At 70.4% G+C, this 15746-nt stretch carries 4 protein-coding genes; all 4 read right to left on the reverse strand.

The features are described from left to right. Positions 1–5570 (reverse strand): beta strand repeat-containing protein (locus IEY33_RS14730; RefSeq protein WP_188964056.1); only part of this gene is annotated, 5570 nt, incomplete at its 3' end. A gap of 126 nt (positions 5571–5696) precedes the next feature. Next, the gene (locus IEY33_RS14735; protein WP_229671042.1) at positions 5697–10484 is read right to left on the reverse strand and encodes a COG1470 family protein; all 4788 of its coding nucleotides are present in this window, start codon (positions 10482–10484) and stop codon (positions 5697–5699) included. A gap of 1 nt (position 10485) precedes the next feature. Further along, on the reverse strand, positions 10486–13269 hold the full coding sequence (locus tag IEY33_RS14740; protein WP_229671043.1) for a DUF11 domain-containing protein: 2784 nt from the start codon (positions 13267–13269) through the stop codon (positions 10486–10488). 189 nt (positions 13270–13458) lie between these two features. Then, entirely contained in the window at positions 13459–15615 is a 2157-nt protein-coding gene (locus IEY33_RS14745; RefSeq protein ID WP_188964057.1) for a hypothetical protein, read from the reverse strand. Between the last annotated feature and the right edge of the window lie 131 nt (positions 15616–15746).

Genomic DNA, 15746 nt, shown 5'->3' on the forward strand with positions numbered 1-15746 from the left:
AGGGTGTACGACACGGTCTCCCCGGGCCGGAAGTACGCCGGGCCCGCCTTCGTGATCGCCAGGTCCACGCTCGCCGGCACCGCGACCGAGATGGTGGCGACGTTACTGATGGCGCCGTTGTTGTCCTTCACGGTGTACTTGGCGGTGCTCGTGCCGTTGTTGAAGCCGGCCACCGGCAGGAAGGTCACGTTGCCGCTGTTGTCCAGCGTGTAGGTGCCCTCGCCGGACACGACCAGCGTCTTGCCCGCGTTGCTGATGGTGCCGGTGCTGCTGGGGTCGAAGACGGCGCTCGTCAGGTCGAGCGTGCCGGGGGCGGTGTCGGTGTCGTTGCCGGTGATGCTGAAGGTCACGCTGGTCAGGGGGTTTGTCGCGCCCGAGTCATTGACCGCGACCGGAGGCTTGTTCACGGGAATCGTGTACGTGGCCGCCGCGCTCGTGGCCCCGTTGTCGTCCGTCACGGTGTACTGGAAGGTCGCGTTGCCGTCGAAGGCGGGGTTGGGCGTGAACGTCAGGTTGGCAGGCGCGCAGCTGCTCGGCACGCTGGCGATCGCCGTTCCGCTGCACGACAGGGTGCCCATGGCGGCCGTCGGCAGGGTCGTGATGGTGTACGTCACCACGGTCCCGTCAGCGTCGGTGCCGCTCAGGCCCGGCGTGAGGCTCACCGCGCCCGCCGTGCTCGTCACGACGGCGTTCGTGACGTTCGCGGCCACCGGCGGCTGGTTCGTCACGGTCACGCTCAGGGTGGCCGCGTTGCTGACGTTGCCGGCCGTGTCGGCCACGGTGTACTTCACGGGGGTCGCGGCGCCCGCGAAGCCAGCCGTGGGCGTGAACTGCACGCTGCCGTTCGCCTGCACGGTGTACGTTCCCTGGCCGGTCACGGTGAGGGTCTTGCCGCCGTTGCTGACGGTGGCCGTGCCCGGCTGCCCGGCCGTGGGGAACACGACGCTGGCCGGGTCGATGGGGAGGGTGCCGGGCGTGTCGTTGGTGGCTCCGGCGAGCGTGACCGCCGTCCCTTTGGGGGTGGTGGCGGTGTCGGCCGTGGCGGTGGGCGCCGTGATGGCACTCACTGTGGCGGTGATGCTGGCGGGGGTGCTGGTGAGGCCCGCGCCGTCCACGAAGGTGTACAGCACCGGGTTCAGGGTGCCCGTCCTGCCCAGCGCGGGCGTGAAGTCCACCGTCCCGTCGGTCTTGATGGTGTACACGCCGTCCGCGTTGGTCAGGGTCTTGCCGCCGTTGCTGACGACGCTTCCCGTGGGCTGCCCCGTACTTGGGAACAGCAGGCTGGTGAGCACCTTGCCGGTCCCGATGTCGTTGTTCAGCACCGGGATGTTCACCAGCGTGCTGGGCGCCGTGGTGGCGGTGTCGTTCACGCCCACCGGTTTGATGTTGATGCTGGTGGGGTCGCTGGCCGTGTCGTTGGCGGTGTTGGTCTGCCCGCCGCCGCTGACGGTGGCGGTGTTGGTGACGCTGGTCGGGGCGTTGCTGGCCACGGTGACGGTCACGGTGATGACCGGGTAGCTGGCGCCCACGGCGAGCGCGTCGCTGCGGGTGCAGGTGAGCGTGCCGAGCGTGCAGGTCCAGCCGCTGCCGCTGATGGCGGTGGCAGTCAGGCCGCTGGGGAGTGTGTCCGTCACGGTGACGGTGCCGGTCGTGGCGATGTACCCGGCGTTGGTGACGGTGAGGGTGTACGTTTTGCCGGTGTCGCCCTGCGTCCACGTGCCGGTGTGCGTCTTGGTGATGGTGAGGTCCGGCACGAGGGGCAGGTTGTTGTTGAATTCCGAGGTGTTGCCCACGAGGGTGGCGGTCGCCGTGATGGCGTCGCCCAGCGCGAGGCCGCTGACGGTGAGGGTGCCGGTGAAGTTGCCGTTCGCGTCGGCGGTGAGCGAACCGAGGTACGTGCGGCCCTCGCCGTGCGGCAGGGTGTTGCCGTCCCCGGCAATCACGGGTCCGTTCTGGTTGCCGTCGTTGTCGGCCTTGAAGATCTCGACGAGGGAAGCGCCGAAGATCGTCTGTCCGGCCGCGCTGCCGACGTAGCCGCTCACGGTGAGGCTGGTACCGTTGAGGGTCGCGGTGGTGAAGATCGGGTAGTCCTGCCCCTTGTTGGAGGTGGGGGCGGTGTTCAGGCCGTCGTTGCCGCTCACGCCGTCCGAGGTGGCGAAGGTCGTGCCGCCGATGTCGATGCCGAGTCTGGCATTGTTGTACGTGGAGTTCTGCGTGAAGGTCACGTTGTACGTGGCGACGGTCTCGTCGATGCCGTTGCCGCCGCGTCCGCCGGAGCCGGTGGTCGTGCCGGTCAGGACGTTGTGGCTCACCACGATGGGGTTGTAGGTGGTGGGGGATTTCTCGCTGCTGAGTTCGATGGCGTTCCCGCGCGTGTTCTGAACGGTGTTCTCGTCGATCAGCAGGCCGGGCGCGGCGCTGCTGGACGCGGCGGAACCGTTGTAGCTGTGCCAGATCTCGATGGCGTTGTCACCGAAGCTGCCGCTGCCGGTCGCGACGCCGCTGATGAGGTTGCCGCGCACCGTCACGTCGCTGTACGTGCCGTACATGAAGATGCCCTCGCCGTCCGTCTGCTCGCCGCCCATGCTGTAGCCGGTCACGTTGATCTGGTTGCCCTGGATCAGCATGTTGGTCAGGGTGTTGGTCGCCGCGATGTTGTACGTGTTGCCCAGGATGGCGCGGTGCGCGAGGTTGCTGAAGAGGTTGTTGAGCACCTGGACGTTGGTGGCGTTGGTGGCGACGAGGGCGTCCGCGAGGCGGTTCCCGGCACCCATGTCGGCGTTGCTCGTCACGGCGCCGAAGGCGTTGTCGCGCACGACGGTGTTGGTGCCGCCGTTGATGACGACGGCCGCGCGGTTGATGCTGCCGCTGGAGGACGTCTGCGCGGCGTTCATGCCGCTGAACGCCAGGCGCTTGATGACCGTGCCGCTCGCCACGCCGACGCTGATGAGGGCGTTGCGGGCGCCCGCGCCGTTGATCTCGATTTCCGGTCCGGCGACGGGGGACACGCTGTACGTGCCGCTCGTCCCGACCACGGAACTCGTGCCGAGGCTGGCGATGTTGGTGTCCTTGAGGGCCGTCTGCGTGCCGCCGTCCACCACGGTGTTGTTGGCGTACGTGGGGTTCGTCGCGTTCGCGATGAACGGCAGGTTGCTGGCCAGCACGATCTTGGCGGCCGCGCCGGAGTAGTTGGCGTTGGCCGTGCGTCCGAGCGGGTCGGCCGCGCCGGGAATGCTGAAGATCGACACCTCGTTCCCGGCCGTCTGCCCGACCTGCGCGAGGCTGCTGTTGTCGAGCGCGTTGCTGTTGACGATGAACTGCCGCAGGCTGCCCTGGCCGGTGTCTGCCGTGTTCACGATGGTGTCGAAGTTGAAGCCGAAATCCACGCCGCTCACGCTGGCCGTGCTGACGCTGATGCCCGCGATGGATTCCGCCCCGGCGGGGAGCGTGGTGGTGCTCAGGGCGGGGTCGGCCGCGCTGGGAATCTGCCCGCCGACCTTGTTGCCGTTGCCGTTCACGTACGTCTGTACCGGCAGTTGCGTGCAGCTGGCGGGAGGCGTGGTGACGTTCGCGGCCTGCGCGCAGGCACCCGTGCGGCTGGACGTCACGAAGCTGTTCACGATCCGGACCGTATAGTTGGCGGGAAGCAGGCCACTGAAGGTGTACGTGCCTGTCGCGTCCGTCAGGGCTGCCGTCACGTAATTGCCGCTCGCGTCGTACAGTTCGGCGCGCACGTTGGGGCGCAGGCTCATGCCCTGGCCTGCGTTGTACGCGCGGCCCGCTCCGCCGCCGTAGTTGTAGTCCTCGTACACGCGGCCCGTGACGCTGTACGTCCGGGCGGTGTTGGTGAGGGTGCAGGTGATGACGTCGCCGTAGACGGGCGTCAGCGTGAAGCTCTGCCCGGACCCGCTCGGCAGCGTGGTGGTGGACCCGGCCGTGCTGTTCGTGCACGTCACGGCCGTGTCGTAGTAACTGAGGGGCGACGTGCCCGCCGCCATGATCTCCGTCAGGGTGTACGTCGTTCCGCTCACGACCGTGACTGCGCCCGTCCCGGCCGTCGTTCCTGTCCCGCTGGTGGTGCTGCTCGCCGTGACGGCCGCGCCGTTCTTCAGCTGCACCGTGAACTGGTCCGCGGCGACCACGCGTCCCGGAGCCGCGATCGTCTTGTCGAGGGTCAGCGTGGGGAGGCGCCGCACGGTCACGGTGGTGGGGTCGTTGGTCGCGGCCTGCGTCTGGGCGAGGCTGCCGGTGGGGACCGTCCCGAAGCCCGTCGCGCTGGACACGGTGGGCGGGAAGGCGGTGGTGGTGTCCACGTTGTCGGAGGACTTGCTGGTGTCGGTGATGGTGGTCCCGGCCGCGTTCACGTAACTGCCGCTGGTGCTGGTCTGGTTGCTGAGCACGGTGTTGTCGGCGGCGACCGGGTTGATCGTGACGGGAATGTCGACGCTCACCGTCCCGTTGACGGGCAGGGTCTGCCCGGCCGCGAGGAGGTTGGTGGTGGTGCCCGCACCGGTGTAGGTGGCGTCGCGCGCGGCGGCCGTGACGGTGCCGTTCAGTCGGACGGTCTGTGCGCCCGCGGCGGTGATGGTGACGCCCGAAGGCAGCGCGTCGACGATCTGGAAGTTCGTTTCGGCCACGTTGCCGGTGTTGGCGTACGTGACGGTGTACGTGAGGGTGTCGCCGGGCGACGCGACGCCGTTCCCGTCGGCGTCGGTGGTGAGTTTCACGGACTTGTAGCCGTCCACGATCGGTTGCAGGTACACGGCGTCGGTACTGACGAAGGAGTACGCGCCGAGTCGACCGCAGGCAGCACCACAGCCGCCAGCAGCGCTGCCCTGCACGGCTCCGACTTCGAAGGTGATGGTGCCGGGGTTCACGTACTGACCGCTCACCTTGTACCTGGGGTCGACGGTGATGCCGCCGACGGAATTGGTGGCGAGGGCGACGCCGTAGTTGCTGCCGCCCGCGACGGGCGTTCCCGCGACCTGCAGGGTCGGTGAAGCCAGGCCGGAGGCGGTCGGGCTGACGAATTCCACGAATTCCCGCAGGGCGTTCGCGTCGGTGGTGGAGTTGGAGTCCGTGTCGAAGCTCGTCAGGTAGACCGTGCCGTTCAGCGGGTTGAGGGTGGCGGTGCCGGGCGTGTAGAACTGGATCCGGAATTCCACCCAGGAGGTGCGGTTCGGGGTGGTGGCCGGGGCGTTCACGACGGGCGAGAACACCTCTGGGTGCGCGCCCGCGACGGCGGTGCCCGCCGCGTCCGTGTACGTGACAGCGTCGTTGTCGAAGGTGGCGCCCAGACTCGCGCCGCCGTTGAAGCTCACGACGGTGATGATGGCGTCCCGCTGGAAGACGCCGCTCCCAGCCCCGGAAACCACGTTGGTGTACTTGCACTGGCTGCCGACCGTCACGGCGCACGCGCCGCCGCCTGCAACGTTCGTGCCCGCGCTGAAGGTGAGGTTCAGACCGGCGGCCCCTGCCGTGCCCGTGCCGAGCAGCGCGGCGAGCAGGACGAGGCCCGTCAGGAGTTGCTTCATGTACGCCAGCAGCGGCTGGGTTGGCGTGGTGTTCACGTTCCGAGTCAAGATGGTTCCCCCGTGGTGTCGCCGCGCAGAGGCCATCCTCTGCGCGGCGTGTCGATTGGTGTCAGGCGGTGGGGGACTGCGGGTGCTGGGGCCATTCTCTGGCGGTCACGGGCGTCATTTCCCGGTGCCGAGTTCCGTTTCGTCGAGCGTGAGGTCCAGGCGCAGGTACAGGCCGGGGCGGGTGTACGCGCCGCTCTGGCCGCTGAGGCCGTCGAAGCCCGCGAAGTTGTAGCCGACGCTGACCCACGTGCCGGGCAGGGCGCGGAGGCTGCCTTCCAGGCCGTAACCGATCTGGGTGGTGCCGGTGGCAGGCTGGATGAGGGCGCGGCCCCACGCGCCGACGCCGAGGTCGCTGGTCAGGTAGTACGTGCCGCCGAGGCTGGGCTGGTACGTGAAGCTGTCGGGGTCGTTCAGCAGGGTGCGGCTGTCGAGTCCGGCGCGGACCGCGAAGCGCGGCTGGTGGTACTCGGCGCTGGTCCCGGCGCTCAGTTCCGGCTGGCCGCCGGAGAGGCTGCCCTGCGTGTAGCGCAGGTAGCCGAGGCTGTTCCAGGGGCCTTCGCGGTAGGCGTAGCCGAGCGCAGCGCGCGCGCCGGGGTTGGTGCTGGTGAGGTCGAGGGTGCCGTCGGCGGTGAGGGTGAGGTTGCGGCTGAGGCTGCCGGTGATGCCGCCGCGCAGGACGGTGTTCAGGATGCCGGAGCGGAAGGCGACGTCGCCGCCGACGCTGGCGCTGAGGGTGTCGGTCTGGTAGCGGAGGTCCGCCCCGGCCGTGGCTTCGTTGCTGCCTTTGCCGAGGTCGCGCAGCAGGGCGCCGCGCAGGCCGAGCGTGAGGTGGTCGTTGAGCGGGAGGCTGGTGTCGACGCCGAAGCGGGCGCGGTTGCCGGTGCCGCTGGCGTTGGGGAGTTCGTAGCTGACGGCGTAGTTGGTGTTGCCGAGCGCCGTTTCGAGGGTGAGGGCGGCGACGTTGTCCCCGCCCCAGGTGAGCGTGTCGCGCAGGCCGAGGTACACCTTGCCGATGGCGGTCTTCGCGGCGAAGTCCGTGACGGGTTTCAGGTTGCCGCTGAGCGGCTGGGTGTGCGTGACGTCCACGTCGAAGGGCGCCTGGTGGTAGCCGACGCTGCCGACCACGCCGACGCCGTTCACGTCGCCGAACGCGGCCTTGATGCCCGCGCCGACGCTGAAGGGCTGGAAGCGGTAGCTGGCGCGGGCGCTGACGCTGCCGCCGGTGTTGTCGAGGACGCCCTGCCCGGTCTGGCCCTGTCCGGCGGGGAGCGCGTGGTATTCGGCGTCGACGGTCGCGCCGAGGACGGGCGTGAAGCGGGTGGTGACGTTCGCGCGGAGGTTCGTGCCGACGCTGAAGGTGTTCAGGCCGTCGTAGCCGCTGTCCTGGTAGCGGGCCTGTGCGGTGGCGGTGGTGTCGCCGAAGGCGGCGCTGAGGTCGGCGCTGAGCTGCACGCCGCCCGCGTACGCGGCGAGGCCGCTCGCCTGGACGGTGCCGTTGTCGAAGGCGCCGCGCACGCCGGTCGTGAGTTTGCCGTCGAGGCTCACGACGGCCGCGCCGACACTGAAGGTCGGGGCGACGTAACGCGCTTCGGCGCCGTACGCGAGGGTCCGGCCGAGCCTGGGGTCGGCAAGGCGGTAACTGGCGAGGATGCTGAGGTCGTTGAGGGCGTCGTCGAGGCGTTCCAGGCCGCGCGTGAGCGTGATGACGCCCGTGTCGGGGTCGAGGGTGTAGTCGACGTAGCGCGTGAGGGTGCTGCGCCTGAGTTCCTGGCCGTTGCGGCTGGTGATGAGCTGCAGGCTCTCGCTGTCCTGCACGATCAGGCCGCTCTTGAGGCGCAGGAGGCGCGTGCCGTTGGGGATCAGGGTTTCGCTCTTGAGGTCGCCGGGCACGAAGGCGGCGAAGGCGGCGACGCTGGGGTTGGTCTTGCTGTACCCGGAGAGCGCGGTCAGGTTGTCGCCGAGGCTGAAGACCGTGATGGGCAGGCTGCCCTGGCGGTACTGCGCGTGGAAGGCGGGGTGGTCGTAGTTGAAGGCGACGGGGTCGATGCCCTGCAGGGGGATGGTCTGGGTGCTGCTGTCGCCGTAGGCGGGGTAGCGCAGGTAGGGGTTGGTGCTGGTGGGCAGGCCGTCCTTGTCGGCCGCGACGTACAGTTTGCCGCCCAGCAGGGGGCCTTCGTAGTACGCGCGGGCCTGGACGCTGAGGCTGGCGGCCGCGTTCTGGTTGCCGAAACCGAGGGTGGCGCTGAGCGTGCCGACGCCGACGCGGCCCTGGTCGGGCACGATCTGGAAGCGGCTCGTCTGGGGTTTGCCGCCCACGATGACCGTGAGGGCGAGCGCGGTCGGGGTGGCCTGCGGGGCCAGGACGAGTTCGCCGGCGCCGTCCTTGAGGGCGATCTGGTAGCCGGCGTCGTTGGCGCTCGCGTCGGGCGTGAGCGGTTCGAGGGTGCTGGCGACGCTCAGGTAGCGTTCGATGCTGCCCTGTCCGGCCGCGTCGAGGGACGTGACCTTGAAGCGCAGGGGGGTGGTGCCGTCCGCGACGACGTTCACGGGCGTGAACGTGACGCGGGTGGCGGCGCCCGCGTAGTACACGGTGACGGTCTGATCGCCCAGCTGGATGACGTTGCGGCCGGGTGCGACGGGCACGCCGACGTAGTCGAGGCGCTGGCGGCCGGTGTCGGTGTCGGTGGTGCGGCTGCCGATCTGGCGGGCGGGGAGCGGCTGGCCGTTGATGGTGGGGGCGAGCGTCTGGTCCAGGGGGCCCTCGACGGTGACGGTGACGCGGTCGCGTTCGCGGAACACGGTGCCGGCGAGCGGGAGTTTGATGTCGCCGGGGTTCTCGCTCGGCTGGTCCTGCGTGACGCTGCCGAGCGGCTGCGCGCCCGCGAGGTCGCTGAGGGAGAAGGTGCCCTGCAGCACCTCGTCGCGCTCGCGGGCGTAGCGGGCGAGGAGGGCGGGGCGGGCCAGGGCGGGCAGTTCGCCGGTGTGCGTGAGGTCGTAGCTGACGACGCCGCTCTGCTGGGCGTTCAGCGGCCAGTACAGGCGGCCGCTCGCGCCCTGCAGCGGGTCGGGGATCGGCTGGCCGTTCAGGCGGCTGCTGCCGGGCACGTACGTCGCGCCGTCCGGGAAGGCGTGACTGACGACGAGGGTGCGCGCCTGGGTGGGGGCCGTGAAGGGCAGCGTGACGGTGGAGCGGCGCTGCGCGGTGGGCGCGGGGCGCGGGGCGGGCTTCAGGACCTGCACGAGGCCCTGCGCGGTCTGCGGGGTGCCGCAGGGCACGCCGTTCAGGACGGAGCCGTTCAGGCTGGCCTGCAGGCGTGTGCTGCTGCCGGGTTCGCCGGTCACGCGGGCGCGGTAGCTGAAGTCGCGCGTCTCGCCGGGCTGCAGGGTGCCGCTCCAGCCGATCGGGTCGAGCGGTTCGAGGCCCGTGCCGGGGATGTCGGACAGGCGGTACGGTTGCGTGTCGCTGCCGGTGTTCGTGACGCTCAGGCGCACGGTGACGGTCTCGCCCGTCAGGGTGGCGTCCGGGTCGGTGCGGCGCAGCTGCAGGGCGGTCGCGTCCTGCAGGACCGTCACGCCGACGGCTTTCGCGTCGTCCCAGGGGGACAGACGCGCGAGGACGCTCACGTCGCCCGCGCGGGTCGCGGTCGCCTCGACGCTCAGTTCGCCGGGCGTGGCGGCGTTCAGGGTGCCGCTCAGGGCGGGCGTGCCGGTGAAGGTCAGGGTGTCGCTGCTGAGCGTCAGGTCGAAGGGCAGGTCGCCCGCGTACGCGGTAATGGCGCGGGCCGTGAAGCGCACCACGTCACCGACGCACACCTCGCGCCGGTCCGCCTGCAGGTCCAGGGTGACGGTGGGTTTCACCTGCACGCGCACCACGGCCGTCTCGCCCTTGCGGACGGTGACGCTGTCCGGCGCGCTGACCTCGGCGCCCGCGACGGGGTTCACGCGGACGGGGTACGTGGCGGCGGGGCGCTGCGCCTCGAAGGGTTCGCTGTTGACGGTCTCGGTGCCGACCGTGACGGGCACGTTGATGGACGTGGTGCCGGTCGGGAGGAGCAGTTCCGCCTCGACGCGCAGCAGGCCGAGCGTGTCGACGCTGCTGAGCGTGATGGGGCGGTCCGTGCCGCTGCGCTGCAGCGAGAAGCCGACGGTGTTGCTGTACTGCCGGGCGGTGTCCGGCTGGCGCAGTTCGACGGTGTAGCGTCCGGCGGCGTCCGGGAGGGGCAGGCTGACGCTGCCGCGCTGCTCGCTGACCGTGAGCGGGTAGACGCGGCCGGACGCGTCGCGCAGCTGCGCTTCGAGTTCGGTGCGGCCGTCCCCGTCGTACATCTGGAGTTCGTAGCCGGGGCCGTCGGTGGTGACGTTCAGGACCGGCACGAAGGTCCGCGAGTGCACGTTCACGGCGAGGCGGTCGGCGCTGATGGACGCGCTCGACCCGGTCAGGCGCAGCGCGAAGGTGTTCTTGGCGTTGCCGGTGGTGCTGGCGCGCACGCGGTACGTGCCTGCGGGCAGCGTCCGGTCGAAGAGCGTGTCCCAGGTCTGCGTGCCGGGCGCGTAGGTGCGGGTGGCGACCACGCTGCCCTGCGCGTCCAGCAGGTCGAAGCGGGTGGAGACGGGCGAGCGGTCGTACGTCTCGTCGCCGTAGTAGGTGTCGGCGCGGTAGTCGCTGGGGTCGAGCTGCGGGCTGTACAGGTCCAGCTGCACGCGGCCCTCGGTGGGCACGGTGAGGGTGAGCGTCTGGTCGCCGACGGACCACAGCAGGCGATCGCCGATGCTGGTGAGCGGCAGGGAGGTGCTGATCTCCTGCGCGTGGGCGGTGGCGGCCGTGCCGAGCAGAACGGCGGTCAGCAGCGACACGGCGAGCGGTGTGCGGGCGGCACTCAGGAAGGATGGGGTGGTCTTCACGTCAGTACCTCCAGCTCGCGGACGGGTCCGTCACGGCCGCGCCGCGCTCACCGCCATACGTGAAGACGTACGTGTAGACGGCGTCACCGGCGGGCAGCGGGTCGGGGAAGGTCGGGGCGGGGCCCTGCAGGACCGCTCCGGTGGGCAGCGGGTCGCGGAGGGTGAAGCCGGGCAGCGGGGCGGGGGTGCTCAGGCGCAGCTGCACGGTGTAGGTGTCGCCGTTCACGTACACGGTCTTCTGGACGGTCAGCTCACCGAGGGTGAGGGTGGTGCGGCGCAGCACTTGGATGTCGCCGCCGACCGGGCCGAGCGGGAAGTCCACGCTGGTGAGGCCGAGCACCTGCACGGTCTGCGTGCCGTTCAGGCCGCCCTCCTGCGGGAGTTTCAGCGGGTCGTACGGGACGGAAGCGAGGTCGAGGCGCAGGGCCTGCGTGCCGAAGGGCACGGACGCGAAGTGGTAGCGGCCTTCGGTGTCGGTGAGGGAGATGCGGCCCCCGGCGAGGATGACGCGGGCGTTGGCGAGCGGCAGGTCGTTGCGCTGGTCGTACACGCCGTCGCGGTTGCGGTCCACGTACACGTAGCCGATGATGTCGCCGAGCGGCGCGAAGTTCAGGGGCTTGACCTTGACCTTGGCGGTCGCGGTGTTGCTGGCGATGGCGGTCGCGTCGCCGCCGTTGCCTTTCACGACCACGGTGTTCACGAGGTCGCCGGTCGCGTCGGGCGTCACGCGGATGCCGTACGTGATGCGGATCTCACCGGCGGCGGGGATGCTCAGGCCGCTCCAGGTCATGACCTGACCGTTCAGCTGCGGGTCCTGGTACGGGGCGCCCGCGAGGGTGCTGGTGCCGGGAATGTAGATCAGGCCGGTGGGGAGCGTGTCGGTGATGACGGCGTTCGTGATGGGCGTGACCTTGCTGGTGTTCTGGATGACGAGCGTGTACGTGAGGCGGTCGCCGTACACGGGCTGCAGGTTGTTGACGGTCTTGACGATGACGAGCTGCGCGGACCACACGGGGTTCTGGACCTCGTTGGAGATGACGGGGGCCGGGAGTTCGGCGCTGCCGAGCGTGAAGGTGTTGGCGATGGTCTGGCCGTCCTGCGCGCTGGCAGCGACGGTGGCGGTGACGGTCAGGGTGCGCGTCTCGCCGGGCTGCAGCGTGCCGAGGTTCCAGCGGACGGTGCGGGTGGCGGGGTCGTACGTGCCGTTGTCGGAGGCGCTCACGAAGGTCAGTTCGTTCTGCAGGCGGTCCTGGGCGAGCGCGGCGGTGAGGGCGACGGTGTAGGGGTTGTTGAGGGTCAGGGTGTACGTGACGCTGTCCCCGATCTTGAGGGTGCCGGTCACGCTGGCGCTCTTGCGGAGGGTGGGGGCGCCCGCCTCGACCTTGCCGACTGTGTCGGTGGTGGTGTTGCTGGTGCCGCGCGTGCCGGTGGCCGTCAGGGTCGCCTGGATGGGTCCGGCGGCGGTGGGGGTGTAGCAGACGCGCACGGTGACGCTCTCGCCCGGCTGGAGCGTGACGGGCTGCGCGAGCGGCCGTCCGTCCGGGCCGAGCAGGGTGGTGTTCGCCTGGCCCTGCGTGAGCGTGAGGTTCAGGGTGTAGCTGTCGGTCACGTCGCCGGTGTTCAGGAGGGTGTGGTCGAAGCAGAGGGTCTGGCCGACCACGCCGAACGGCTGGCCCTGCGTGTCGGCGGGCGTCCCTTCGGGCGCGGTGGGGTTGCCGACCGGGCCGAGCGCGACGCCCGGCTGGTAGCGCACGTCGAGGGTGGCGCTGCCGCTGGTGCTGACGCCGCCGGTGGTGGCGGTCGCGGTGTTCGTGATGAGTCTGTTCTCGGCGCCCGCACCGGCCCGCATGCGGAAGGTGAGGGTGAGGGCCTGCGCGGGAGAAAGGCTGTCGACGCTGGCGCGCACGGCGTTCACGACGGCCGGTTCGGTGCTGGTGTACGTGGCGAGGTCGGTGCTGTACTCGGGCGCGACCTGGGTGGTGCCGGCGGACGTGCCGGACGTGGTGGCGGCGGCGCTGCCGGGCACGTACGTGAGGCCCTGCACGGCGAGGGTGTTCAGCACGTCGCCGAGCACGACGTTGCGGGACGCGCCCTGACCGTCGTTGCGGGCGACGACGGTGACGGTGGTGGTGTCGCCCGGCTTGACGAGGGCGGGCGTGAAGGTCTTGGTGACGTTCAGCACCGGGGGCGGTCCGACGCGCAGGCGCGAGACGTTGTTCGCGTCGGCGGGCGCGCCGCCCGGGCAGGCCGCCTGGACGTTCACGTAGGCGTCGCCGCGGCTGGCGTCGCTGGTCGCGGCGAGCAGGAACACGTTCGTGGCCTGGTCGGGCGCGAGCGTCAGGCTGCTGACGGTGGTGGCGCGTTCGGCCGCGTCGAGCTGTCCGTTGCCGTTCGCGTCGAGGTACAGGTTGACGGGGCCGGGCGTGAAGGCGGACGCGGGATCGACCAGGGCCGCGAGGGTGTACGTGTTGGTGGTGTTGCCGGTGTTCGTGACGACGTACGTGAAGGTGGCCGTGTCGGTGGGGAGCAGCGTGACGCTCTGGCCGGGCGCGTCGGTGCTGCCGTCCGGCGTGACGGACAGCGAGCAGACGGGGCTCACGACGGCCTGCACCACGTTCGACTGCGCGCTGAGGCCGGGACCGCCGGGGTTGATGGGGTCGGCGGTCGCGCTCGCCTGGTTCTGGATGACCGTGCCGGCCGGGGTGCCGCCCGCCCCGGCTTGACCGCCGAGGCCGGCCGCCAGCGCCAGCAGCGCGGAGAAGATCGGGAATCGGGAACGTATCACGTGAAGCCTCCTGCGAGGGGTTAGGGACGGGGAACGGGTCCGGGAAACGGTGACGTGGGCGTGGGACGTGCGGGAAAGGGGAACTGAAGGAAAAGGGGTCCGGCTGGAAAGGTGGAGCGTTCTGCTGTTCGGGGTCTGGTGTTGGGGGGTGGGGGGCCGGTGAGGCCCCCCGAAGAAGCCGCTGCGCGGTTACTTGATGGTGACGACCAGCGTCTCGGTGAGGGTGGCGCTCACGTCGAGGGTGTCGAGGGCCGTGATGGTGCCGTCGCCGTTGCTGTCGTAGGCGACGTCCACGGTCGTGACGCTGGTGAGCGGCACGGTGGGGGCGGCGCTCGTCTGCCAGCTGCCGCCGTTGAAGCGGTACACGATCTGGCCGGGCGCGACCACGGCGGGGTTCAGGGAGGCGACGACGCTCTTGAAGACCGAGTTGGCGAACACGTTGGTGCTGCCGGTGCCGTCCGCTTCCTTGAGCACGAAGTTCTTGATGGCGGTGTTGAAGCCGTTCTTGGCGACGATGGTGTACGTCAGGTCCTCGCCGGGCTTGGCGTTCGTCTTGTCGACGGACTTGGTGAGGGCAATCGTGCCGGTGGGCGCGATGCTGACGGTGTCGTTGTTGTCCTGGCGGACGATGCCGCTCACGGCGCCCGTCGCCTGCTGGCTCACGGCGAGCGGGCTGCTGGTGCCGTTCGTGACGGTCGCGGCCGCGCCTGCGGGGATGTCGATGACGGCGTACACCTTCTGCTCGGTGCCGGCCGGCACGACGGGCGACACGTAGTTGCCGCTGCCGTCCACGGTCAGGAGGGTGTCGGGGTTGCCGTCGGCGTTGGTGTCGATGTAGTACTTGACGGTCACGGTGGTGGTGCCGCCCGCCGCGAGCGGCACGGTGACGCTGCCGGTCAGCTTGTACGCCTCGTCGTACCCGCCGATGTTGGCGAGGTCCATCGGGAAGATGGCGGTGCTGTCGCCGTTGTCGTTGCTGGTCAGGCCGGGCGCGGTGGCGGGCGTGACCAGCTGGTCGGGGGCGGGCGTGGGGGTCGTGCCGAGCGCGGCGGTCGCGTCACCGAACTGCAGGACCGGCGGGTAGATCATGTTGGTCGCGGTGGCGTTCGGGGTGGCGTCGGCGTCGGAGGCCGAGTCGACGGGCACGTTGACGGTGATGGGGCTGACGGGCGGCGTGGTGCCGTCCGTGTCGGGGTACGTGACGACCACGCGGAAGTTGACGGTGGTGCCCGGGGCGATGTTCGTGAGCTGCGGGTACTGGTTGCCGTCGGCGGGGTTCGTGACGAGCGGCAGGGGGTTGCCGCTGGCGTCGAGGTACGTGACGGTCACGCCGGCCGCGAGTCCGGTGGGGGGCAGCAGGAAGAAGCTGTCGGTGTTGGTGCCGGTGTTGGTGATGCTGTTGACGAAGGTGACCTTGTCGGCGGTGGTCGTGTCGGCGTCGGCGGGCGGGTAGGCCTTCTGGGTGCTGCCGGACACGCCGATGGGCGTGGCGGGGTTGGTGGGGTCGGTATACGTGGGCTGCGTGCCGCCGGGCGTGCTGCCGCTGGCCGGGTTGGTCTGGCCGTCGGTGGGGCCGGTGCCGACGGGCGCGGTGCCGCCGGGGGAGTTCGCGTCGATCGGGCCGAGCGTGACCTGCGGGGTGTACACGAGCACGCGGTTGAAGTTGTCGAGGTCCGTGAGGGCGCCCGTGCCGGTCGTGGGGTCCGGGACGACGGTGGTGGAGGTGGTGGTGGGCACGGCGTTGCCGGGCTTGTAGGTGGGGTCGTACTGGCCCGCGCCGACGGGATCGGCACCGTAGTAGCTGCCGGGCGTGGCGGTGGTGGGGACCGTGTACACCTGCAGGATGTTGACCTTCGCGTCCGGCGCGATGGAGCCGGTGTCGACGGTGCCGTCGCCGTTGGTGTCGGTGAGGGGGGTGTCGGTGCCGGGGGTGTACAGGCCGTCGCCGTTGGTGTCGAGGTAGTACGCGACGCCGGTCACGGTGGTGTCCGTACGGTTCTGGGTGGTGAGGTTCACGGTGACGGGCGTGTTGCCGGTGTTGCTGACCACGTACTGGAAGGCCTGCTGGCTGCCGGGCACCACGCCGGTCTTGTCGTAGGCGGGGACGGGCGCGTTCTGGGTGGCGCCGGGGCCGACGTCGTTGGGGGTGATGGTGAAGTTCGGGACGGGGTTGACGGTGGTGCTGACCGTGTTGGACACGGTGCTGGCGGCGGTGCTGGTGCTGGGGTCGGTGTAGGTGGCGCTCGCCTGGTTGTTGATGACGGTACCGGCGGTGGTTCCGGCGGCTCCGGCGGCTCCGGCGGCCAGGGCGACCATCAGGGCGAGGACTTTTCGGCTCAGGTTCACGTGGTTCTCCTTGAAGCGGTGTGGGACGGACGCGGGCAGTGGGAGCGGTTCGGCTGGGACGCGCTCAGGAGCGCAGGGGACCCTCACGCGTCACCCGGCCCTCACGGGCGGGGTTCGGGGAGGGCGGCGGG

Origin of the sequence: Deinococcus aquiradiocola (assembly GCF_014646915.1) — a bacterium.
GTDB lineage: Bacteria > Deinococcota > Deinococci > Deinococcales > Deinococcaceae > Deinococcus > Deinococcus aquiradiocola.